Annotated in this window: 11 protein-coding genes; 7 read left to right on the top strand and 4 right to left on the bottom strand. The window is 34.1% G+C overall.

All coding sequences use genetic code 11. The features are described 5' to 3' along the window. The first annotated feature begins 154 nt into the window (after positions 1–154). The 5 genes from SJY43_RS05235 to SJY43_RS05255 all read left to right on the top strand — a co-directional run bounded on the left by SJY43_RS05235 (position 155) and on the right by SJY43_RS05255 (position 17,457). Positions 155–7,633, top strand: coding sequence for a LamG-like jellyroll fold domain-containing protein (locus SJY43_RS05235; RefSeq protein WP_396602794.1), 7,479 nt, complete (start codon positions 155–157; stop codon positions 7,631–7,633). A 315-nt stretch (positions 7,634–7,948) separates the two neighbouring features. Then, entirely contained in the window at positions 7,949–12,823 is a 4,875-nt protein-coding gene (locus SJY43_RS05240; protein ID WP_396602795.1) for a LamG-like jellyroll fold domain-containing protein, read from the top strand. Positions 12,824–12,943: 120 nt separating this feature from the next. Continuing rightward, positions 12,944–16,348: an isoleucine--tRNA ligase gene (gene ileS / locus SJY43_RS05245; RefSeq protein ID WP_396602796.1), complete on the top strand. Its 3,405-nt coding sequence runs from the start codon at positions 12,944–12,946 to the stop codon at positions 16,346–16,348. 3 nt (positions 16,349–16,351) lie between these two features. Then, positions 16,352–16,729 carry a TraR/DksA family transcriptional regulator gene (locus tag SJY43_RS05250; RefSeq protein WP_396602797.1) on the top strand — a complete coding sequence of 126 codons (378 nt, stop codon included), beginning with the start codon at positions 16,352–16,354 and terminating at the stop codon, positions 16,727–16,729. Between the two features lie 104 nt (positions 16,730–16,833). Then, entirely contained in the window at positions 16,834–17,457 is a 624-nt protein-coding gene (locus SJY43_RS05255; protein ID WP_396602798.1) for a lipoprotein signal peptidase, read from the top strand. Between the two features lie 4 nt (positions 17,458–17,461). On the opposite strand, the gene SJY43_RS05260 is transcribed toward SJY43_RS05255, so the two are convergent. Genes SJY43_RS05260 through SJY43_RS05275 form a run of 4 tightly spaced genes read right to left on the bottom strand, consistent with a single transcriptional unit; the run spans position 17,462 to position 20,305 of the window. After that, positions 17,462–18,025, bottom strand: coding sequence for a 5-formyltetrahydrofolate cyclo-ligase (locus tag SJY43_RS05260; RefSeq protein WP_396602799.1), 564 nt, complete (start codon positions 18,023–18,025; stop codon positions 17,462–17,464). Then, on the bottom strand, positions 18,025–18,999 hold the full coding sequence (locus tag SJY43_RS05265; protein WP_396602800.1) for a succinylglutamate desuccinylase/aspartoacylase family protein: 975 nt from the start codon (positions 18,997–18,999) through the stop codon (positions 18,025–18,027). Before SJY43_RS05265 ends, SJY43_RS05260 begins: the two co-directional genes overlap by 1 nt. Next, the gene (gene rimK, locus SJY43_RS05270) at positions 19,000–19,875 is read right to left on the bottom strand and encodes a 30S ribosomal protein S6--L-glutamate ligase (protein ID WP_396602801.1); all 876 of its coding nucleotides are present in this window, start codon (positions 19,873–19,875) and stop codon (positions 19,000–19,002) included. It abuts the gene before it with no gap. 7 nt (positions 19,876–19,882) lie between these two features. Further along, complete coding sequence (locus SJY43_RS05275; protein ID WP_396602802.1) at positions 19,883–20,305, bottom strand: ATP-dependent zinc protease; 423 nt, start codon at positions 20,303–20,305, stop codon at positions 19,883–19,885. A 323-nt stretch (positions 20,306–20,628) separates the two neighbouring features. Here SJY43_RS05275 and uvrC point away from each other — a divergent pair, with 323 nt between their 5' ends. Next, the gene (gene uvrC, locus SJY43_RS05280) at positions 20,629–22,422 is read left to right on the top strand and encodes an excinuclease ABC subunit UvrC (RefSeq protein WP_396603389.1); all 1,794 of its coding nucleotides are present in this window, start codon (positions 20,629–20,631) and stop codon (positions 22,420–22,422) included. A 241-nt stretch (positions 22,423–22,663) separates the two neighbouring features. Then, positions 22,664–24,895, top strand: coding sequence for a patatin-like phospholipase family protein (locus SJY43_RS05285; protein ID WP_396603390.1), 2,232 nt, complete (start codon positions 22,664–22,666; stop codon positions 24,893–24,895). The last annotated feature ends 254 nt before the right edge of the window (positions 24,896–25,149 follow it).

A 25,149-nucleotide genomic window follows, 5' to 3' on the forward strand; every position in this document is an offset into this window, starting at 1 on the left:
ATCACTTTAACTGTTTTTAATTGGGTTTAGTTAAAATTTTGTACTAATTTAGCATAGTCAAATTGCTTAAATCGTATTGATATATAATTTTTTAAGTTGAAATTTTCTTCCCTCAAGTATTGTTTCAAAACATTTAGATTCTTAAAACCTATTTATGAAAACAATTCTACGTTTTGTAGTATGCATTTTTATAGTGTTCGTATCAACGAGTAGTTATGCTCAGTTTAGTACCTATGGAGTTGCAGCATATACCATTAATGAAGACGCGCCTCATCAAGTTTATGTAAGTACAAGCCCAACAACTACAGGGCCTAATACTTGGACGTATATTGGAGATTTAAATAATGGCACTAATGACCTTCCTGGAGTGGCTAGAGATTGTGTAATTTTAGGCGATTCTTTATATGTCACTTATATAACTGCGGATTATTCTACTGTTGGAATTTATATTTATGATTTAACTAACCCAACAGCTGGTGTACAACCTTTAGGAACAGGAATATTTGGTACACTTGGCGATGGTACGGCAATAGAAAGAGTTTTTGGTATTAGTAGAACAAGTAATAATGAATATTATGCTATTAATAGTCCTCATAGTGGAAGCGGATCTCATTTTATTTTTTCCTTTGATATTAATACTGGTAATGTGGTTCCCAATGCTTTTGGTGCAGGGATAGATCATGTTGATTTGGTAATGGCACCCGCATATTCAGGTTTTACTATCAGTACCAATGAAGATATGGCTTATAGTACATGTACTGATGAAATATTTATATCTGCACAATTTCATGGTGCAGGTGGAGGTGATGACTGGATTGCAGGGGTAAATTTAGCAAATGGTGAAGTTACACCCATTGCGGCTACTGGTACAATTAGTGATGGTCTTGCCTTCGATATTAATGGCAATTTATTTACATCAAATGGGAGGTATTTTAATGTTGTAAATCAAACCACAGGCGCTATTACTCAAGTTGATCAAGTTACAGCAACATTTGTCGATCTTGAAAGTTTGGATATGGTTCATGATGTACGACCAATAGCTGTAGATGACACCCTAACAGGAGTGTTTTGCCCTTCGGATAATATTATAATAAATGCTCTAGGTAATGATATAGATCATGAAAATAATATCGACCCCACTACAGTACAAGTTTCTGGTTTACCCGCAGGTGTTACAGCTATAGTAGATAATATAACAGGCGAAATTACTATAACAACGGTATCTGGTTTTTCAGGTTTATTTAGTTTTAATTATACTGTGAAAGATACAGTATTAGGTGGATGCGATACAGCTTCAACAAGTAATATAGCAACAATAACTTTAGAAATAAACACAGGAATAGATACAGATGGTGATGGTATTTCCGATGTATGTGATTTAGATAATGATAATGACGGTATTTTAGATACTGAAGAATGCTTTAATTATACCGGCAGTATAGGAATTTATAGTAATAATAATGGCAGTTTCATATTTCCTGGAGGATCTGACGATTTACGAGATGGTACATATATTGCCACTAATAATGGTCAATCGGTTGGAGATGATCCAGCAACGAATGGCTCTAATTTTGCATCAGCGTATGGTTTAAATACTGCATTTCTTGCCACAGGAATGGATCAAGATAGCTTAGGAACCGCTATTGCAAATAATGATTATGTACAATGGAGTTTTACTACAGGGACATTTACCGATTATGCGTTCATAGATAGTTTTGAATATTCATTTTGGACAGATCTATCAGATAATGTAATTGCTGGAAATTTTACTTATGCTATATATATAAGTGATGACAATTTTGTAACTAGTAAAGAGTTATTTAGCCCAAGACAATATGGAGATTTAACAGATGCTTCTACCTCGTTAAAATCTGGTCCTTATGATCATGGTAGTAGAAGATTAAACGTCATAGAAACCATTAATCCGAATGCTTATAAATTGGATCCAGACACCTTGTATTCATTGAGGTTATATGTTTATAATGATAGTGATGCTGATGGAGAAATAGTAATGGATGATAATAGGATTAATGTAGTTAGATATTGTGATACCGACGCAGATACCGTACCCGATTATTTAGATACTGATAGCGATAATGATGGTTGTCCTGATGCAATTGAGGGAGATGCCGGTTTGCAGTTAACAGATTTAAACCCAGATGGTAGTATAAATGCAACTGTTAACGATAACGGTATACCAATAGCTACAAATGTGGGAACAGTTGGAACAGGTACAACGGGACAAGATGATGTATCTTCTACTGATTATGCAATACAAGCAGCAGAGTGTGATTCTTGTAATACAACGAGCACACTTTTTATAGACACAGATAGTGATGGTGTTGGAGATGATTGCGATTTAGACGATGATAACGATGGTATTTTAGATCTAGATGAAATGGATTGTTCGCATTTAAACGATGGTAATGGTAATGGAACTGCTACTTATGTTAATAATATTTTTTGGTTAGATTGGTCAGGAATTTTAAATGATGGTATTCAAGATGGTGATACTAAAAACTTCACACTACCTGATGGAACAATAGCTACAGCAACATTTTCTGGTGCAAATACCGATGCTGGTTTAATGTTAGCGAGAAATATGCAAACATGGACAGGTGCTGAACTATGGAAAGTGTATGATGCAAGTAACTCAGCAGGAAGTTTATCAATATATAATGATACCGTTGATGGAGTTTCAGCAAATTTTACGATTACCATAACGACATCAACAGGACAAAAATTAGATTTAGTGGTTGCTGATGCAGAAACTACCGATGTAAACAATATTGGAGCTCCAGATGAGAACGACGAAGAATACAAATTATCAACAAATGGTGAATATTGGGAGTTATTAGAATATTATGGATCTGGTTCAAACTATCCGATTACAGGTACAGGTACCACTTCTGTGGTGGCAAAAGGAATCAATTCCGCTGTTACAGCTCCTTTATTTAGAACTAAAAATGCTAGTGTTTTAAATATTTTTATTGAAAGTGAACCCAATGGAAAACAAGGTTTATCGATTGGTATATTTTTAAAATGTGCATATAAAGATACAGACTCAGATACCATTCCAGACCATTTCGATTTAGATAGCGATAATGATGGATGTCCAGATGCCTTAGAAGGTGATGCATTAAATAGTCAAATAGGTTATAGTGATTTAGATGGTGATTATAGAATTGTAGGCGGAGAAGATGGCGATGGTGTACCAAATACAGCCGCTGGAGGGCAAGGTATAGGCACAAGTATAGATGCTTCACAACAAGCTGCGGAATGTAGTCCGTGTGATTCTAATAATCCAAGTTATGCAGATTCAGATAATGATTCAATTGCTGATGCTTGCGATTTAGATGATGATAATGATGGTATTCTAGATACAAATGAATGCTTAGATTTAATAGATGATTTTAATGCGCCACTTTGGGATTATGGAACTGGTAATGGAGCAGATGCTTCTGGTTCAGGAACTTTAAATGGTGTCCCGTTTACTATAACCTTTAATTTAAATGGAGGTTCAAAATTATTTTCATCAACAGGTCAATATTCAAGTAATGGAACACTAGGTCATGGTGGAAATCCAGGGTCTTTGCTTATCGGCGGAGCAGATTCTAACAATTTAAATGGAGAAAGTTTAACAATTAATTTTGCTTCGCCTATATCAGTTATTTTAGGTTTTGATCACTTACATTTAAATTCAATTAATCCTAAAAGAGACGAATGGGTGTTTGATACACCTGCAGACGATGTTGTGTTTTTACATAGCGGACATTCAATGGTTGGTAGTGCGCCATCTATTCATGGTGTTAGAGGTAATAATGATATTGATGGGAATGCAATTTCATATTTTAGATGGAATAATGTAACAACTATTACAATAAGTACTTTAGGTGAATATGATACTGTTCTTGGGTTAAAATCAATGAGCGCATCTTGTGATACAGATGGAGATACTATACCAAATTATATAGATATAGATTCAGATAACGATGGAATACCAGATAATGTAGAGGCGCAACCAACCATTGGATATATAGCACCAAGCGGAAGTGGAACAGCAATTACAGATACCAATAATGATGGTGTAGATGATAATTACGGAACGGGTCTGCTAACTTTAGAAGATACAGATAGTGATGGTACACCAGATTACTTAGATTTGGATAGTGATAATGATGGTATTCCAGATATAGAAGAAAATGGAATGGTTAATACAATATCGGGAACAGATACTGATTTAGATGGTCTAGATGATGTATTTGAAGGAGGTAATATAAACGATCCATATGATGTAAATGATGACATCAATGACCCAACGGATCTTTCAATTTTACCAGATTCAGATGGCGATTTAGGTATTTCTGGTGATCTTGATTACAGAGATGGTTTTAATTCTACATGTCTAACAAATCAAAATACCTTAGATTGGTCTGTTGACGATTGGATTGGAGGAAATTTAAGTAATACCTATACTATAGAGGGGCACCAAATAGGCATTTCCGTATCTGACCCCTCTGGATCTTTATCTTCAACACCTCCACAACCTGATAATCTATCATTTTACAGAGGCGATGAAGCTTCAGCTCAAACAACCTTAATAACATCTGTAGATTTAGCATCTTTCGGAGATACTAATACGTTATCTATTCAACTAGATTTAGGTGTTGCAGGCGAAGGACTTAGCGGAGTGAATTTTAAATTATTTGATGTAGACGGCAATGTTGGTTCGTATTTAAGACAAGAAAAATTTGTAATTACGGGTTCACTCGGAGGAACATCTGTTTCTCCAATTTTACAAGGTACTAGTAATCATGTAATAACAGGTAATGAAGTTATTGGTCTTGAAGCAGTAAATTCTAATAGTTCTACTTCTGGAGAAGGTGTTGTGTTTGTTGGCTTTAATAGTCCTGTAGATACTGTTACGATAGAATTTTCGATAAATCCAGGATCAAATTTGGTCGATGGTGGTAATCCAGGCTTCGGATTATATAATATTAACTTTTGTAGTCCATTATCCCAAGGTTCAAATATAGATTTTGATGGCATAGATGATTATTTGAATATTCCAGATTTACAAATGAGTGGCTGGACAGAAGGTACCTTGATGGCTTGGGTAAAGTTAGACCCTAATTTTGCGCAATCAGGAAACATAGTGGGACAAAATATGTTTAGAATCTGGATTGATTCTACGCGTAGATTAAAGGGCTATATAATTACTAATAATTCTGGAACATCTTATTCGTTAAGCACCTCGTATCAAATGCCAAAAAACGAGTGGCACCATGTGACTTTATCTTTTGATGGTGCAAACAAAACCATTAAGCTATATATTGATGGGGTACCTATAGATGAGGTAACTTATACGGAATCTGGTACGGCATTATCAACAACGTCTAGAAATACAAATCCCAATTTTGCTATTGGGCGCTATGAACGTTTTGGGAATTCTTATTTCCATGGTGCAATTGATGAGGTAAGGGTGTTTAATAAAAACATGACAGATGAGCAAATCCAGCAAATGGTATATCAAGAAATTGAAAATAATAATGGAAATGTAAAAGGGACTATTGTACCAAAAGATATAGAAGATTTAACTACAAAGGTAAAAGTGCCTTGGATAAATCTAGAAGGATATTATCCTATGAATGATATTGTCAATAGTACAACTGCAGATTATTCTTTAAATAATAACATAGCTTATTTACGAAATATCACTACGGTTCAAGAACAAACGGCTCCGATGCCTTATGAGTCTGTATCAGATGGTAACTGGACTACTGAAGGCACATGGTTACATGGCGATGTTTGGGATATTGAAGATGTGGCTACAAATAAAGATTGGAGTATCATCCATATAAAAGATGATGTAGATGTAAGCCATTCTGCAAAGCATTTAGGATTATTTGTTGATGACACTAAAACACTTGAAATAGCAGGTGACAACGAACTAAACAATACATGGTATATAGAATTAAATGGAACAATAAATTTATTGGGCGATTCTCAATTAGTTCAAACAGAACATAGCGATTTAGTGACTTCCTCAACAGGTAAAATATTACGCCGCCAAGAAGGTACAGCAAGCCCATATTGGTATAATTACTGGTCCTCACCAGTAGGCACGCCAGGAGCCACTAGTTTAATAGATAATAATACAGCATCAAATAACCCAAATAACACATCATTTAGTTTAGATATGCTAAAAGATGAATCAGGATTTGATGTACAATTCACATCAGGCTATACAGGAAGTAATAGTATAAGTAGTTATTGGTTATATACCTTTAAAAACGGAAAAACTTATTGGGATTGGGAACAGATATCAACCTCGACAGCCTTACAGCCAGGGGTTGGATATACTCAAAAAGGAACAGGCACAGCAGCTTCAGCACAACAATATATTTTTGAAGGAAAGCCCAACAATGGCACAATCTTAATAGATGTAGACGATGTTGGCGGTACAGGATCCGTAGCAAGTGTTTCAAGAACGAATTTTTTGGTAGGTAACCCCTATCCATCAGCATTAGATATCCATAAGTTTATAGATGACAATGAAGGGGTCATAAAGGGAGCATTACAACTATGGCAACAATGGAGCGGTAGTTCGCATAACCTAAGTGAATATAATGGCGGCTATGCACAAGTGAATAAAACAGGAACAATAAGAGCATCTCAGTTTGTTGGTCTTGAAGGAGATGACACAAATGGTAAAGAAGGGACAAAAATACCTTCCAAGTATCTTCCAGTAGGGCAAGGGTTTATTGTAGAAATAGAAGATGATGGCAGTTTAGCATTTGATGGTACCTTGGAGCTTAATAATGGTCAGCGTGTATTTATCAAAGAATCCGATGCAGATCCAACGGATGATAAAGTAGGCTCGGTATTTTCAAAATCAACAAAAGGAAAAACGTCAAAGCTTAATGAAAGCAAAGATGAGGTCATGCAAAGAATTCGTTTAGAATTCAGCTCGGTTACCGGTCCATCAACACGACAAGAATTACTATTAGGATTTAGTGAATTCACTACCGATGGCTATGATTATGGTTACGATGCAGAAAACACAGCGGAAGAAATTAACGCTTTAAATCTAGATTTTGAAGGCCAGAACATGAATATTCAAGCATATGGGCCAATTACCGCAGATAAAGTGGTGCCATTAAACTTAACATCATCAGGCGATAATACCTTTGAGATAAAAGTTTCAGAATTAGATAATATAGCAGCAGATCAGGCTATTTATTTAAGAGATAATCTAACGGATACCTATTTTGATTTAACCCAGTATACAGCTTATAGATTTGGTTCTGCACAAGGTATTTTTAATAAAAGGCTTGAAATTGTATTTCAAAACCAGCAACAAAGTTTAAGTACAGAAGAGTCAAAAGTTACAGAAAACCATGTGTACTATCAAAATAGTACAAACACATTATATGTTAAAAAACTGAGTAGCGATGTCAAGAAATTATCATTAATAAACATGCGAGGGCAATCTGTTTTAGAACTAACAGATGTTTCAAGAGCAAGCTTAACTAATGGATTACAATTACCTAACATGTCAACAGGAACATATATTGTAGTATTAAGAACAAACTCTAATAATATAATTTCTAAAAAAATTATAAAACCTTAATAAACAAAAATGAATATTACAAATTACATTATGTGAATTTTAGACAATGATTATAAATTAGTTAACAATTATGTAGTACGTTTTGCAACATACTGAAAATATCATTAATCGATAAAATGATTTTTTTAGCTATATTTATGCCTTTGCTCTTAGATAAGAACTTCCCTCAATCAATTGATTATTTATCTAAAACGAATTAAAAATCCATTTTACTAAATATTACTTTAGTATAGTACGATAGCACCTTAAACTTTATAGTTAGTGACTATTTAAAGTTTTTAGTGTCCTAATATTACTTAACCTAAATCTATGTAAATGGAAAAAAAATCACCTATTCAAAGTAAAATATTATTACTGTTCATAATTCTTATTAAAACTAGTTTAGTTTTTAGTATGTCTTTAACTAGCCCTACAAAAAATAATGAAAATTTTAAGAAAACAGATAAGTTGCTCCTAGAGAAAGCTAATAATATTGTATCTTATTTTGATGTTAATGCTAATTTGACACAAGTTGAAGCAACCTGTGCAAATAATGGATCTATAACGGCTATAGCAAGTGGCGCAACAAGTTCTCCTAGTTTATATTTGTTTAAAATCACAAATGGACCTACAGCTAATGGTCAAACCTACCCTTTTGCAGACCAATTTCATGAGTCTACATTTACATTTAATGATCTTTACCCTGGAGTGTATCAGGTAACTATTGAAGATGCTGGAGATTCTAGTAACCCAGTATTTGTTGGAAATATTACAGTTGTAGATGAGACTGAAGTGTTAAGTTTTTTAATGAATTCTACGAGTCCTAATTGTCCAAATGAAAATACAGGATCTATAACAGTTAATACATCTGCAGGAGCTGGACCATACCAATATCAAATTATAGATGGCCCTTCAGGAACAACAACTACGCCAATAGATAATGTAAGTACAACTCATGTATTTAGTAATTTACCTTCTGGTAATTATAGGATAAGAGTATTTGATGCTTGTGGTGATTTTCAAACAAGAAATCACACGGTTAATAATGCCTCATCCTCAAGTGTGAATTTAGTTAGCAATGGTATAAATCGTATATCGTGTACAGAAGCTATTTATAGTGTTCGAGTATTTGGGTTTTCTTCTGGTCATACCTACGAAGTAGTTGGAGGAGCGCCAGTAGGTTACAGTTCTTCAAATACAACAGGTGATTTTACCTTACCAATAAATCAAGCGCCTTACACGTTTTCTGTAACAGGAGATTGTGGTAGTTCTGATACTTATACGCACAATAATCCTAGTGCTGGAGCAAGTTTTAGTGATGGAAACGAAACATGTACAGATTTTCAATTACAAATAAACCCTAATAGTTGGATGGTAGGGCCTTTTACCTACACTCTAACCAGCACACCAGCTGGATATACGGGGCCAGTAACTAATACTTCTGGTGTTTTTGATAACATGCCCTATGGCAATTATAACTACACAGTAACAGATAGTTGTGGTACTGTTGTGTCTGGGTCTGGAACGGCTGATATTGAGCCGGTACAAATTAGTTCTTCTACAAGGGTAGATCCAGACTCTTGTAACGAGGGTATGGGTACTGCTTATATATTCTACAATAGTAGTAACGCCGTAGGTCCAGTACAGTTTGAGTTGACAACTTTCCCTGCCGGTTTTACTGGAAACGCTGGTCCAAAAACAGGTAACGTTTTTGATGATATTGTTGTTGGTAACTACATCGTAACGGCAACTGATGCCTGTGGTAACAGTGATACATTTGCCTTTGAATTTAGAGAAGAAGATGCCTTAAGTGTAGAGTTTGAAATAAACGTTATTCAAGGATGTATTAATTCTCATTCTGTACAAGTTGATGTAACAACTAATTCAGGCGGTTTTGGTGCTAAATGGTTTAGATTGAGAGAGGCAGCAACAGGAAATTTAGTTGGAACAACAGCCTCGTTCTTCGGGCCAGCTACTTTTAATAATGTAACAGGAGGAGAATATTATATTGATTATGATGTTTTTTCTGGTTGCAGTACAAGTTCTGAGAGTTTTACTGTTGAAGCCTATGGGCAGCCTCAACTAACACCACTTAGTAGCTACGTTTGTACAAATAATGGCTTTGTTACAGTTTCTGGTATAACTGAAGGTGGTGTAGGTCCATTTATCTATAGCTTAATTAATAATTCCAATAATCAAGTACTAGCCACTAATACTGAATGTTATTTTACAAATCAAGATGCTTCTCTAAACTATAGAGTAAGAATAGAGGATAATTGTGGAAATTCAAGTTCTGCCCAAGTAACACCAATTGCTGTTGGGTTAGGGTTAGAATTTCAAGGGCAAACATGTGCACCTATCGGAGATCCTTTTTCAATATATTTAAGAGAATATACAGGTGTAAGTTATAATTGGACTTTTCCAGATGGATCAAGCTTTAATGGTAGCGATCCGCGTGCTACTATTGGTATAATAACAAGTAGCGATTACGGGTTATATACTATAGTGGCTTCTACAGATGATGGTTGTAGAACACAAACACTTAATTTAGATTTTAATCAATGTCCACCACCTTCTATAGATTTTGACGGTATAGACGATTATATATCTGCTCCAAGTTCTTTTAATCTCAGCGATATGGAAGAATTAACCATTCAATTTTGGGTTAAAGCAAATAGTGCCTCTCAAGTTTCGGCAGGCATTGTTGGACAAAGAGGTATTTTAGAAGTAACAAAAGATACAAGTTTAGGATATAATTTTAATGGCCAAGGTAATTCTGGTGCTTATTCTAAATCTGAATGGTTAGATGATACAGATACATGGCAACATGTTTCCATTGTTTATAATTCTGGTGAAATCAAAACATATTACAATGGTCACTTAGATTATGTAGAGCCAAGTAGTGGTGTTACAAGAACAGCAATTAGTGAAAATCTTTTTAATATTGGAGGAAGAACAGGTGTTGTAAATGGTTCAGATTATTTTCACGGTTGGATAGACGAGGTTCGAGTTTTTGATAAAGCATTAACAGAAACACAAATTCAACAAATAGTATATCAAGAAATAGAAAATAATAATGGCAATGTAAGAGGAGCTATAATTCCTAAAGATATTAAAGATTTTAACACAGGTGAATCATTATTATGGAGTAATTTAAAGTTGTATTATAAAATGGGTACAACCTTTACTTCTGAAGGTAAGGTTATTGATTATTCGGGTAACGAAAATCACGGAACAATATTTAATATTCGTACGCGGCAAGAGGAAACTGCCCCTATGCCTTATGTAACATCACATGATGGAGATTGGGGAGATTCATCAACATGGTTACATGGTGATGTTTGGGATATAGCTTCTGGCGCTGTATTTTCTAATACTGGAAGTGACGACTTTACAACGAGTTCAATTGTAAAAATAAGCCATGATATATCTTTGAATCATAATGTTGAAGGTGTAACTCAAATGGGACTTATTGTTGATAATGGCAATACATTAACTATTGCCGATGATAAGTATATAAAAAATGTATCTTATTTAGAGTTAGATGGCACCATAGATTTTATTGGAGATTCTCAACTTATTCAAGGCGTAAATAGTGATTTAGTAACCTCTGCAACCGGAAAAATATTAAGGCGTCAAGAAGGTACAGCAAGCCCATATTGGTATAATTACTGGTCCTCACCAGTAGGCACGCCAGGAGCCACTAGTTTAATAGATAATAATACAGCATCAAATAACCCAAATAACACATCATTTAGTTTAGATATGCTAAAAGATGAATCAGGATTTGATGTACAATTCACATCAGGCTATACAGGAAGTAATAGTATAAGTAGTTATTGGTTATATACCTTTAAAAACGGAAAAACTTATTGGGATTGGGAACAGATATCAACCTCGACAGCCTTACAGCCAGGGGTTGGATATACTCAAAAAGGAACAGGCACAGCAGCTTCAGAACAGCAATATATTTTTGAAGGTAAGCCCAACAATGGCACAATCTTAATAGATGTAGACGATGTTGGAGGAACAGGCTCCCTAGCTAGTGTTTCTAAAACAGATTATTTATTAGGTAACCCTTATCCATCAGCTCTTAATATCCATAAATTTATAGATGACAATGAAGGGGTAATAAAGGGCGCATTACAACTATGGCAACAATGGAGTGGTAGTTCACATAACCTAAGTGAGTATAATGGCGGCTATGCCCAAGTGAATAAAACAGGAACCGTTAGAGCATCTCAGTTTGTTGGTCTTGAAGGAGATGATACAGATGGTAAAGAAGGAACAAAAATCCCTACCAAGTACCTTCCAATAGGACAAGGCTTTATCGTAGAGATCGAAGATGATGGTGATTTACCATTTAGTGGAAAGGTTGAGTTTAATAATAGTCAACGTGCATTCATTCTAGAATCAGATGCAGATGCAACAGATGATCAAGTAGGTTCCGTATTTTCAAAAACAGAAAAAGGCAAGAAGACAAGCAGCGAAAGTGCATCAAAATCATCAACAGAAGAAGTGATGCAAAAGATACGTTTAGAGTTTAATTCTACCTCAGGTCCAGCAACACGACAAGAATTACTATTAGGATTTAGTGAATTCACTACCGATGGTTACGATTATGGTTATGATGCAGAAAATAGCGCGGCAAGTAATAACGATTTAAACCTAGATTTAGACGGTAAGCACATGAACATTCAAGCGTATGCTTCCATTACAGCCGATAAGGTCGTACCGTTAAACTTCAGTTCATCAGGAGATAATGCTTTTGAGATAAGCATTTCAGAGACCAACAACCTAGAAGCAGAGCAACCAGTTTATTTAAGAGATAACTTAACCGGTACGTATTTCAATCTAAGAGAAGATACAGCCTATGGGTTTACATCAGAACAAGGTATTTTTAATGATAGATTTGCGATTGTATTCCAGAGTGAGCAACAAAGTTTAAGTACAGAAACATCAGAGGTTACAGAAAACCATGTTTATTATCAAAATAGTACAAACACATTATATGTTAAAAAGCTAAACAGCGATGTGAGCAAGTTATCATTAGTAAATATGCGTGGACAAACAATCATGGAAATGGCAAATGTTTCTAAAGAAGAATTACAAAACGGCCTGCAATTCAATAATATAACAACAGGTGCTTATGTAGTTTGTATGCGAACAGAAACTAATGAAGTGGTAACCAAAAAGATTATTATTAAATAGTAATTAATATTATAAAAATTCTAAAGAGACTACTTTTTGAGTGGTCTTTTTTTTGTTTTAAAAAATAAATGGTTTAAGTATAATTCATTAAATTCGCGAACTTATAAGAATTAAGAAAAAATGAGCGCTAAATTTCCTGAATACAAAGGACTTGACTTACCAAATGTAGCAAACGAGGTACTACAATATTGGCAAGAAAAAAACATTTTCGAAAAAAGTGTATCTACTAGAGAAGGCAAAGAATCATTTGTGTTTTTTGAAGGGCCACCTTCTGCAAATGGACTTCCGGGAGTACACCATGTTTTAGCACGTGCTATTAAAGATATTTTTCCGCGTTATAAAACCATGAAAGGTTTTCAAGTTAAGCGTAAAGCAGGTTGGGATACGCATGGTTTGCCTATTGAGTTGGGTGTAGAAAAAGAATTAGGAATTACCAAAGAAGATATTGGTAAAACTATTTCTGTAGAAGATTATAATGCAGCATGCCGTAAAGCAGTAATGCGTTATACAGATGTTTGGAACGACCTAACCCAAAAAATGGGATATTGGGTAGATATGGAAGACCCATATATAACCTACGAACCAAAATACATGGAGTCTGTTTGGTGGTTGTTAAAGGAGATTTATTCTAAAAAATTAATGTATAAAGGCTATACCATTCAGCCTTATTCTCCAAAAGCAGGAACAGGCCTTAGTTCGCATGAGGTTAATCAACCAGGAGCATACCAAGACGTAACCGATACCACTATTGTTGCGCAGTTTAAAGCTTTAGAAGAAACATTACCAGACTTTTTACAAGACGAAGGTGATATTCATTTTATAGCTTGGACCACCACACCTTGGACACTACCAAGTAACACTGCGTTAACCGTTGGGCCAAAAATTGATTATGTTTTAGTTGAAACTTACAACCAATATACATTCAAACCTATGAATGTAATTTTGGCAAAACCTTTGGTTAATAATCAGTTTGATGGTAAGTTTAAAAGAGTTGAAGACAAACCAGCACTTTTAGAATATAAAGATGGTGATAAAAAAATCCCGTATTTCGTTGTAAAAGAATTTAAAGGAAAAGATTTAGTTGGAATAAAATACGAACAACTTTTACCATACGCCTTACCAAACGATAACCCTCAAGATGCATTTAGAGTCATTTCAGGAGACTTCGTAACTACCGAAGATGGTACAGGAATAGTACACACCGCACCAACTTTTGGAGCAGACGATGCTCTGGTTGCAAAACAAGCAACACCAGAAGTGCCACCACTTTTAGTAAAAGACGAAAATGATAATTTAGTACCACTTGTAGATTTACAAGGTCGTTTTAGACCAGAAATGAAAGAGTTTGGTGGTAAATATGTTAAAAATGAATATTACAACGATGGCGAAGCTCCAGAACGTTCAATAGATGTAGAAATTGCTATTAAACTTAAGGAAGAAAATAAAGCCTTTAAAGTTGAAAAATACAAACACAACTACCCGCATTGTTGGAGAACTGATAAGCCAATTTTGTATTACCCATTAGATTCTTGGTTTATTAAAATAACAGATGTTAAAGGGCGTATGCACGAACTTAACACATCTATAAACTGGAAGCCAAAATCAACCGGAACAGGACGTTTTGGTAACTGGCTAGCAAATGCGAACGATTGGAATTTATCACGCTCACGTTATTGGGGAATTCCATTACCAATTTGGAGAACCGAAGATGGTAAAGAAGAACTATGTATTGGTTCTGTTGAAGAGTTAAAAGCAGAAATGGCTAAAGCTGTTGAAGCTGGTGTTTTAGCAGAAGATATTTTTGCAGATTTTGAAGTTGGAAACAACTCTGATGAAAACTACGCGAAAATCGATTTACATAAAAACATTGTAGACGAGGTTGTGCTAGTTTCACCATCAGGTCAAAAAATGTTCCGCGAAAGCGATTTAATAGATGTTTGGTTCGATTCTGGTTCTATGCCTTACGCACAATGGCATTATCCATTTGAAAATGAAGATTTAATAGATAAAGGGACAACATATCCTGCCGATTTTATTGCAGAAGGTGTCGATCAAACACGTGGTTGGTTTTATACGCTTCATGCTATCGGGACTATGGTTTTCGATTCTGTGGCTTATAAAAATGTTGTGTCAAACGGATTGGTGCTAGACAAAAACGGACAAAAAATGTCTAAACGTCTTGGTAACGCGGTCGATCCTTTTGAAACTTTAGGTACCTATGGTGCCGATGCCACGCGTTGGTATATGATTAGCAATGCCAATCCTTGGGATAATTTAAAATTCGATTTAGAAGGTATAGAGGAAGTAAAACGTAAATTTTTCGGAACCCTTTACAATACCTATTCGTTTTTTCAGTTATATGCTAACCTAGATAATTTTACTTATGGTGAAGCAGATATTCCTTTAAATGAAAGACCAGAAATAGATCGTTGGGTACTTTCAGAATTACATACATTAATTAAAAAAGTAGATGCGTTTTATGCAGATTATGAGCCTACAAGGGCAGCAAGAGCTATTTCAGATTTCACACAAGATTATGTAAGTAACTGGTTTGTACGTTTAAGCAGAAGACGTTTTTGGAAAGGCGATTACCAACAAGATAAAATATCGGCATACCAAACACTTTATACCTGTTTGGAAACTATTGCCAAATTAAGTGCGCCAATTGCACCATTTTTTATGGATAGATTGTATTTAGATTTAAATGCGGCTACCAAAAAAGAAACTTTTGAAAGTGTGCATTTAGCAAATTTTCCAGTTTTCGATGAAACGTATGTTGATAAGTCTCTGGAAAACAAGATGGAAAGTGCTCAAATTATTTCCTCTTTAGTGTTATCATTAAGGGCTAAGGAGAAAATAAAAGTAAGACAGCCATTACAAAAAATAATGATTCCAATAAATAGTGAATCTCAAAAAAATGAAATATTAGCCGTTGCAGACCTTATAAAATCTGAGGTTAATGTAAAAGAAATTGAAGTTTTAGAAGATGCGTCTGATATTTTGGTTAAACAGATAAAACCAAACTTTAAAGTGCTTGGTCCACGATTTGGAAAAGACATGAAAGCTGTAGCTCAATTAGTTAATAACTTTACAGCTGACGATATTAAAAATATCGAACAAAAAGGTATTTTAGACGTTGAAGTGAACGGAAAAAGTATTACCTTAGAACGTACAGATGTTGAGATAACGTCTCAAGATATCGAAGGTTGGTTAGTCGCAAATGAAGGCGCTTTAACAGTTGCATTAGATGTAACAATTACTGAAGATTTAAAAAGAGAAGGTATTGCAAGAGAGTTGATTAATAGAATCCAAAATTTAAGAAAAGATTCTGGTTTTGAGGTCACAGATAGAATAGATGTTACATTCCAAAAAGATGAACATATTGTAAAAGCTATCGATGCAAATAAGGGGTATATTAAATCTGAAACATTAACAAACGAATTAGAAATAACAGATAAATTAGAAGATGGTATAGAAATTGCTTTTGATGATGTAAATACCAAATTATTTATCAAAAAACATTAAAATATGGCAGATAATACTGTAAGATTCTCAGATAAAGAGTTAGCTGAATTTAAAGAGCTTATATCTGAAAAAATAGAAAAAGCACAGCACGATTTAGAATTAATAAAAAGTGCTTACATGAACGACCATAATAATGGTACAGAAGATACATCGCCTACTTTTAAAGCATTCGATGAAGGTAGTGCTGTTATGAGTAAAGAGTCTAATTCTGCATTAGCAATTCGTCAAGAAAAATTTATTCGCGATTTAAAAAATGCTTTAATTAGAATAGAAAACAAAACTTATGGAATATGCAGAGTTACTGGAAAACTAATCAATAAAAAAAGATTAGAACTAGTACCGCATGCTACATTAAGTATTGAAGCTAAAAACATGCAATAATTTATTTTAAATTATATATTTGAAACGTCTCAAAATTTTGAGACGTTTTTCATTTACACCCTTTTTGTCATTCCCGCGAAGGCGGGAATCTAATTGATACGAACATGTCTCTAAAAAAATCCATTTTATTAATAATAATAATTTTATTAATCGATCAGATTAGTAAAATTTATATAAAAACAAACTTTGTACTTCAAGAAGGTGTTGATGTTTTTAGCTGGTTTGAAATCATTTTTGTGGAAAATGATGGTATGGCTTGGGGTACAAAAATTAGTGATTTTGTGTCTTTTATATCAGACAGAACAGCAAAGGTTATATTAACGTCTTTTAGAATAGTTGCTATTTTCGGAATAGGGTATTGGTTATTTGATGCTACACGAAAACAAAGCTCTAAAATATTAATAATAGCTATTGCTTTAATCTTCTCTGGAGCTCTAGGGAATATTATTGATTCTGTATTTTACGGCGTTTTATTTGATGATAGTTATAATCAAGTAGCAACCTTTTTACCTGAAACTGGAGGTTACGATGGTTTGTTGCATGGTAAAGTTGTAGACATGCTTCATTTTCCTTTATTTGAAGTGGATTTGCCAGAATGGTTTCCGTTTTCTGCTGGTAAACGATTTAGCTTTTTCGATCCTGTTTTTAATATTGCCGATATGGCTATAAGCACAGGGTTTATTATGCTTATTGTGTTTAATAAGAAAGCGTTTTCTAAAGAAGGTTAATGTACTAGAATTTATAAACTTCCTTGGGTGTCACACAATAATCCAATCCAATATCACCATCAAAAACATCTGTAATTTCATCTTCAGCTTCAAAAAAAGATAAGCCAATTTTTAGAGTTTCAGGTTTGCATTCAGTTAAAAAGCGATCATAAAAACCTTTGCCATAACCAACACGATTACCCGTTTTATCGAAAGCTAAAAGCGGAATAAATACGACTTCAATCTTATCATTTGCGATCTCAATCCCATCAATAGGTTCTGGAATGTTGTATTTATTTTTCTTAATAACCGTATTATCAGTCAAAAGAAAATGTGTCATCCCACCAGTTTCAAAATCACTTTTAGAAATTAAAATATTTTTATCTTTCCCTGATAGAATATTTAAAATATAATCGGTATTAACTTCCTTTTGTTCTTCTATAGCTAGAAAAATATGATAGAAAGAGTAGTCCCAAATAGGGAGTTTTAAAAGCTGATTTGAAATCGCTAAACTTAAATCGTTAACCTGATTTTCAGTCAAATTATTACGGCCTTGTTTATATGTTTTTCGTAATTCAGCCTTAGTCATTAGTGTTTTAATTTGGTCGTTAAATGAAATAAAGCATCACCTTGATACACAATAGGCGACTCGTTAACATTAATAATATACCCAGCGTTTAAAGCTTTAACAAAATAATTAAACTTGCCGTATGGGTCGGTAATATTGCCTAACACATCATCTTTTTTTACAAAAGATCCAATAGCAACAACAGCTTTAAACATACCAGAATATTTAGCACGTTGCCACTTACTTTCATTAATAAAAACCGTTTCTTTTTTTGGCTCAGAAGATTTAAAATTAGAGCGCAACATGCCTAAATGCTTTAACACACGCTTAGAACCATTAACCCCAGAATTAGTAACAATATCATCAATATGAAAAGATTTTCCGCCTTCAAAAAGTAATAAAGGTTTGCCAAGTTTATAACAAGTTGTTCTAAACGATTTTGATAAGTTTGAAGAATACAAAACAAAAGGCGCTCCAAACACTTTTGCCAAATCGTTAAGCTCTTTATTTTCTTTGGAATAACGCAATTGTGGCGCATTAAACCTACCAGAGCCGCCCGTATGAAAATCGATAACCATATCTACATGTGGTATAATATCATGCATCAGTTTGTGTGCCACACGACTAGCTAAAGACCCTGATTTACTACCAGGAAAAACCCGATTTAAATCCCGTCCATCAGGAAATTCACGTTTTAAGTTTATAAACCCAAAAACATTAACAACAGGCATACAAATAATGGTGCCACATTTAGGTTTGTTAATGCCTTTTGCAATAAGTTGTCGTACAATTTCAACACCATTAACTTCATCGCCATGTATACCAGCTGTAAACAAAACAGTTGGGCCAGGTTTTTTAGAACGCTCAATAATAACCGGAATATTTACGGTAGTAGACGTGTGTAATTTTGCAACATCAAAATTAACCTCTCTACTTTCTCCAGGTTTAATAGTTTCTCCAAGAATGGTTAAGCCATTGTTATTTACTTGAGTCATTTATTTTTTGTTTTTTTCAATAAAAGAAATAATTGCTTTGGCAATATTGCGACCGGTAGCAGACTCGATACCTTCTAATCCAGGGGTAGAATTTACTTCTAATAACAACGGTCCTCTAGACGATTGTAACATATCTACACCGCAAACAGGAAGTTTTAAAGCTTTAGATGCGTTCATTGCTAACTTTAACTCATCATGGTCAAGTTTTATTATGTTAGCCGAACCACCACGGTGTAAGTTAGATCGAAATTCACCTTCTTTACCTTGGCGTTTCATAGCTCCAACCACTTGCCCGTCAACTACCAATGCACGTAAATCTGCACCGCCAGCTTCCTTAATAAATTCTTGCACAATTACACGAGCTTCCAAACCATTAAAGGCTTCTAAAACCGATTCGGCAGCATTTTTAGACTCCGCTAACACCACACCCAAACCCTGCGTTCCTTCTAAAAGCTTAATAATTACAGGAACACCACCAACATGCTCAATCACCTCTTCCACATCTCTAGAATAGTTTGTAAAAACCGTTTTTGGCATGCCAATACCCGCTTTACTTAAGCGTTGTAAACTACGCAGCTTATCTCTAGAACGTTGTATCGCGTCTGATGTTACAATGGTAAAAACACCCATTTCTTCAAACTGTCGCACAACTGCACAACCATAAAAAGTAACCGAAGCCCCAATTCTAGGTATAATGGCATCCACATAGTCTAAATATCTATCTCTATAATAAATAGTAGGCTTTTCTTTTTCAATAATAATGTCGCATTTAAGCGGGTCAATCACTTCAACCTTGTGTCCTCGTTTTTCACACTCTTCAACAAGGCGTTCTGTGGAATACAAATTCGCGTTTCTAGATAGTATTACTATATTCATCTTACTGTTAAATATTATTATTAAAAGAAACGTTTTCCAAATCTACATCAACCATAAATTTTTGTCTTAAAAATTGCCTGCCAATCAAAACAGGAAATTTCATTGCATCTCTAGTGCTTAAAGTTAAGTTAATCTTGTACGTTTTACCAAAAAATATAACTTCACTTTTTACTTTGTATCTATTTTCCTTAAAACCGTTACTACTTTTAACGTCTGTACGCCAAAACGCATCAAAAATAATCTCGGTTTTGCCAAAATTTTTATGCATATTACTGTTAAAAATACAAAGCAATGCGTTATCAACTTCAATAATTTCAGAACAATGTATGGTAGATGTGTATGCACCCGTATCCATTTTTACATCAATATTAAACAATCCCAGTTGCGGGAAATCAATAATATCAGTTCGTCCTAGAATTTTTTTACTCATTTTTAAATTTTTAATTGGGCGTTACCACAAGGGTCGGGCTTTATGTTGCAAGTCCTCGCACCTCCTACGTCGGGCTGTGGGCTTTTCTCTGCAATCCCTAACGCGAGTCAGTTTGCGGTCGTCAGTTCTCAGTCACTAGTCAAAATAATTTCTACAAATGTTATGGTTTCTGCCTCCTGTCTTCGGGCTTTAGTCTTTTTTTTAAAAGTGGCGCAATGTAGATAATTAATCGATTCAAAAAATAAAAATATTTTAAAATTTCAAAACGTTAAATCGTATTTGATTTGAAGGTGAAAAACATTAAAATAATTACCTTTACAGTAATGGATACCCCAACTTTAGATATACAATTAAAAACCCTGCCAAATCAACCTGGAGTTTATCAATATTATGATAAAGAAGGGACTATTATTTACGTTGGTAAAGCAAAAAACCTAAAAAAAAGGGTAAGTTCTTATTTTACTAAAACCCACGAAAACGGTAAAACAAGGGTGCTGGTTAAAAAAATAGTCAACATAAAACACATTGTTGTCGAAACCGAAACCGATGCTTTATTACTAGAAAATAACTTAATTAAAAAGCATAAACCACGTTATAATGTGTTGCTTAAAGACGATAAGTCGTACCCATGGATTTGCATAAAAAACGAACGTTTTCCAAGAGTATTTTCTACACGACGTGTTTTTAAAGATGGCAGCGATTACTTTGGGCCATACACTAGCGGAAAAACAGTCTATACTCTTTTAGATTTAATTAGAGGTTTATACAGTTTACGTACTTGTAAATTCAACTTATCAGAAGACAAAGTAGATGCCGGTAAATATAAAGTCTGTTTAGAATACCATTTAGGCAATTGTAAAGGTGCTTGCGAAGGTTTAGAAACCGAAGTTGAGTACAACAAAAACATAAAAGCCATAAAAGAAATATTAAAAGGTAACTTTAAAGATTCGTTATCTCAATTTAAAGTGCAAATGCGCGAATATGCAGCAAATATGCAGTTTGAAGAGGCGCAAAAAATAAAAGAAAAAGTAGAGGTTTTAGAAAATTACCAAGCAAAATCTACTATTGTAAATCCAAAAATTAGCAATGTAGATGTGTTTTCTATTATGAGCGACGAGAGTTATGGATATATTAACTTTTTGCAACTATCCTACGGCTCTATTATTCGTTCGCATACGCTTGAGATAAAAAAGAAATTGGACGAAACCGATAAAGAATTACTGGAATTAGCCATAACAGAAATTAGGCAGCGTTTCAACTCTAATTCCAAAGAAATATATGTGCCTTTTAAAGTCGATTTAGGAGAAGATTTAAAAGTAACTATCCCAAAATTAGGCGATAAAAAACACATTTTAGACTTATCACTACGTAACGCTAAGTATTTTAGAATGGAGCGTTTCAAACAAATGAAAATTGTAGATCCAGATAGGCATGCTAATAGAATTATGGCACAAATGAAGGTCGATCTGCGTCTTTCGGAAGAACCGAGACATATTGAGTGTTTCGATAATTCAAATATTCAAGGTACGCATCCGGTTGCCGCCTGTGTGGTATTTAAAAACGGAAAACCAAGTAAAAAAGATTACCGCCATTTTAATATAAAAACGGTTGAAGGACCAGACGATTTCGCATCAATGGAAGAGGTGGTTTACAGGCGTTACAAACGTTTGCTAGATGAAGATCAGCCATTACCGCAGTTAATCATTATAGATGGAGGAAAAGGACAGCTTTCTTCCGCCTTAAAAAGTTTAGAAGCTTTAGGACTTAGAGGTAAAATAGCTATTATCGGAATTGCTAAACGTTTGGAAGAATTATTTTACCCAGACGATCCAATTCCCTTATATTTAGATAAGAAAAGTGAAACCCTAAAAATTACACAGCAATTACGAAATGAAGCCCATCGTTTTGGTATCGAGCATCATAGAAATAAACGTAGTAAAACAGCGTTAAATACAGAACTTGAAACCATCACAGGCGTTGGCGAAAAAACGGTTGTTGAATTATTAAGGCATTTTAAATCTGCTAAACGAGTAGCAAACGCTAAGTTAGATGAGCTGGAAGCAGTTGTTGGTGTATCGCGGGCAGAAAAGGTTTATAATTATTATCATGAGAAGTAGTAGTGTTGTCATTTCGACGATAGGAGAAATGTCAATAAATATAAATTAAAATTTAAAGAGGCATTACAAAATTGATATTAGTAAAGAAAATAAAATGTTAGAAAACACCCCTAAAGTCCCCTCAAGGGGACAACTCACACAGTTGAATAGAACTATTGTCCCCTCAAGGGGACTTTAGGGGTGTTACAATCAAACATCATTAGTAGCAATATTTTAAAAACAGAGTAAGAAAAACTTGAACATAAAATCAACCATACTAACCCTAATAATACTCGTTTCACTTTCCGCGAAAGCGCAAAACGAAGTGCCACAAAAACCAAAGCCAAAAGTTGGTTTAGTGCTAAGTGGTGGTGGGGCAAAAGGATTAGCGCACATTGGTGTTTTAAAAGTTATTGATAGTTTGGGCGTAAAAATAGATTACGTAGCAGGAACCAGTATGGGTTCTATAATTGGCGCATTATATGCTTCTGGATATTCTGGAAAACAGTTAGATTCTATTTTTCATGAAATAGATTTTGATAATATTATTAACGATAATCTACCAAGATCTTCAACAGCCTTTAGCGAACGCGCTAATATGGAAAAGTATGCTATAAAATTGCCTTTTAACGATTTTAAAATTAAGTTGCCTTCTGCAATTTCTAGAGGGCATAATACCTATAGTTTATTTTTAAAACTGCTATTGCATGTTAATAAAATAGACGATTTTAGTAAACTTCCTATTCCTTTTTTCTGCATTGCAACTAATGTGGAAAACGGAAAACAAGTTATTTTAGTAAAAGGTAATTTGACGCAATCTATTATGGCAAGTGGCGCATTGCCTTCTTTGTTTCAGCCAGTAATGATTAATAATCAAATGCTTATTGATGGCGGCGTAGTAAATAACTACCCTATAGACGAATTACGCGCTAAAGGTATGGATGTTATTATAGGTGTAGATGTGCAGGATGGATTAGTATCTCGTAATGAGCTTACATCTGCTACAGATGTTTTGTTTCAAGTAAACAACTTCAGAACCATTAATGATATGAAGTTGAAGGTTAAGAAAACAGATATTTATATTAAACCAAACATAGAGGATTTTACCGTCGTGTCTTTTAATGAAGGGAAGGATATTATTAAATCAGGAACGGTAGCAGTATTAAATAAGTTTGATGCCTTAAAAAAGTTAGCCAATACACCTAATATAAATCAAAAAGTAAAATTTAAACCTATTGATAGTTTAATAATTAATAGTATTGATATAAAAGGGAATAAAAATTATACAAGAGCCTATGTTTTAGGGAAGCTTAAATTAAAAAGTAATAAAAAAATAAGTTATAAAGATTTTAGCAAAGGCTTAAATAATTTAGTTGCAACAAATAATTTTAAAGCTTTTGAATACGAATTAAAAAGTTCGCCAGATAAATTAGGTTACAATTTATTTGCAACTGTAAAAGAGAAGCGTGTAAATACTTTTATAAAATTAGGACTTCATTTTGATGATTTATATAAAAGTGCTGCTCTAGTAAATTTAACAAAAAAACAATTGCTTTTTAAAAACGACATTGCATCTCTAGATATTATTTTGGGGGACAATGTGCGTTACAATTTTGAGTGTTTAATTGATAAAGGGTTTTATTGGAGTGTGGGTGTACGGTCTAGGTATAATCAATTTCGTAAAAACGTTAATGCGCAATTGTTATTAGATGAAACACAAATAACAACTACAGGATTAAATAAAATTGATGTTAAACTTAAAGATCAAACCAATCAGTTTTATTTACAAACACTATTTCGACGTGATTTTTCATTAAGTATTGGTGGCGAACATAAACGTTTAGAAATAAATTCTGAAACGATTTTTGGAAATAACCCTGATGAAGATTTTTTATTTGAAAAAACAGACTATTTGAGTCTTTTTGGTAATCTAAAATTGGATACTTATGATAATAAATACTTTCCTAAAAAGGGTGTGTATTTTAATGGTGATTTAAATGTCTATTTGCATGCTTCAGGTTTTGTAGAAGATTTTAAAGATTTTTCTGTTGCTAAAGGAGATATTGGTTACGCCTTTAGTGTTTCAGATAAACTAGCATTTAATATACAAACAAGTGGTGGTTTTAAACTCGGTGATAAATCAAACAGAACTTTAGACTTTGCTTTGGGAGGTTATGGTAATAATTTAATAAACAACTTTGTGCCTTTTGTAGGCTATGATTTTATATCTCTAACTGGCAATAGTTATGTGAAAGCTGCTTTTATAGCAGATTATGAAGTTTTAAAAAAACACCATATAACTTTGGAAGGCAATTGGGCCAATATTGATAATAATATTTTTGAATCTGGAGAATGGTTTACACTTCCAGATTATAGAGGTTATGCTTTAGGTTATGGTATCGAGACTTTTTTAGGGCCTATTCAAGCTAAATATAGCTATTCTCCAGAACTAAAAGACGGCACTATGTTTTTTAATATTGGTTTCTGGTTTTAGAAAGGGTGTTTTTTCATGTCCGCAAAGGTTGTTGTGTTGAGGTTTCTGTTTGTAATTATTTAGGCAAGTCGTTTTTAAGTTCTGCACCGCGTTAGGGATAGAAGTAGAAAGCCCACAGCCCGACATAGGAGGTGCGAGGACTTGTAGCGGACCTGCCTGCCGGCAGGCAGGTAGCTCGACGACGACCTTAGGAGGCGTAACGCCCAAATAATAGATATAAAACCGTTAATTTTCGTTAACATAACCTAACTATA

Source organism: Algibacter sp. R77976 (assembly GCF_044594645.1).
Taxonomy (GTDB): Bacteria; Bacteroidota; Bacteroidia; order Flavobacteriales; family Flavobacteriaceae; genus Algibacter_B.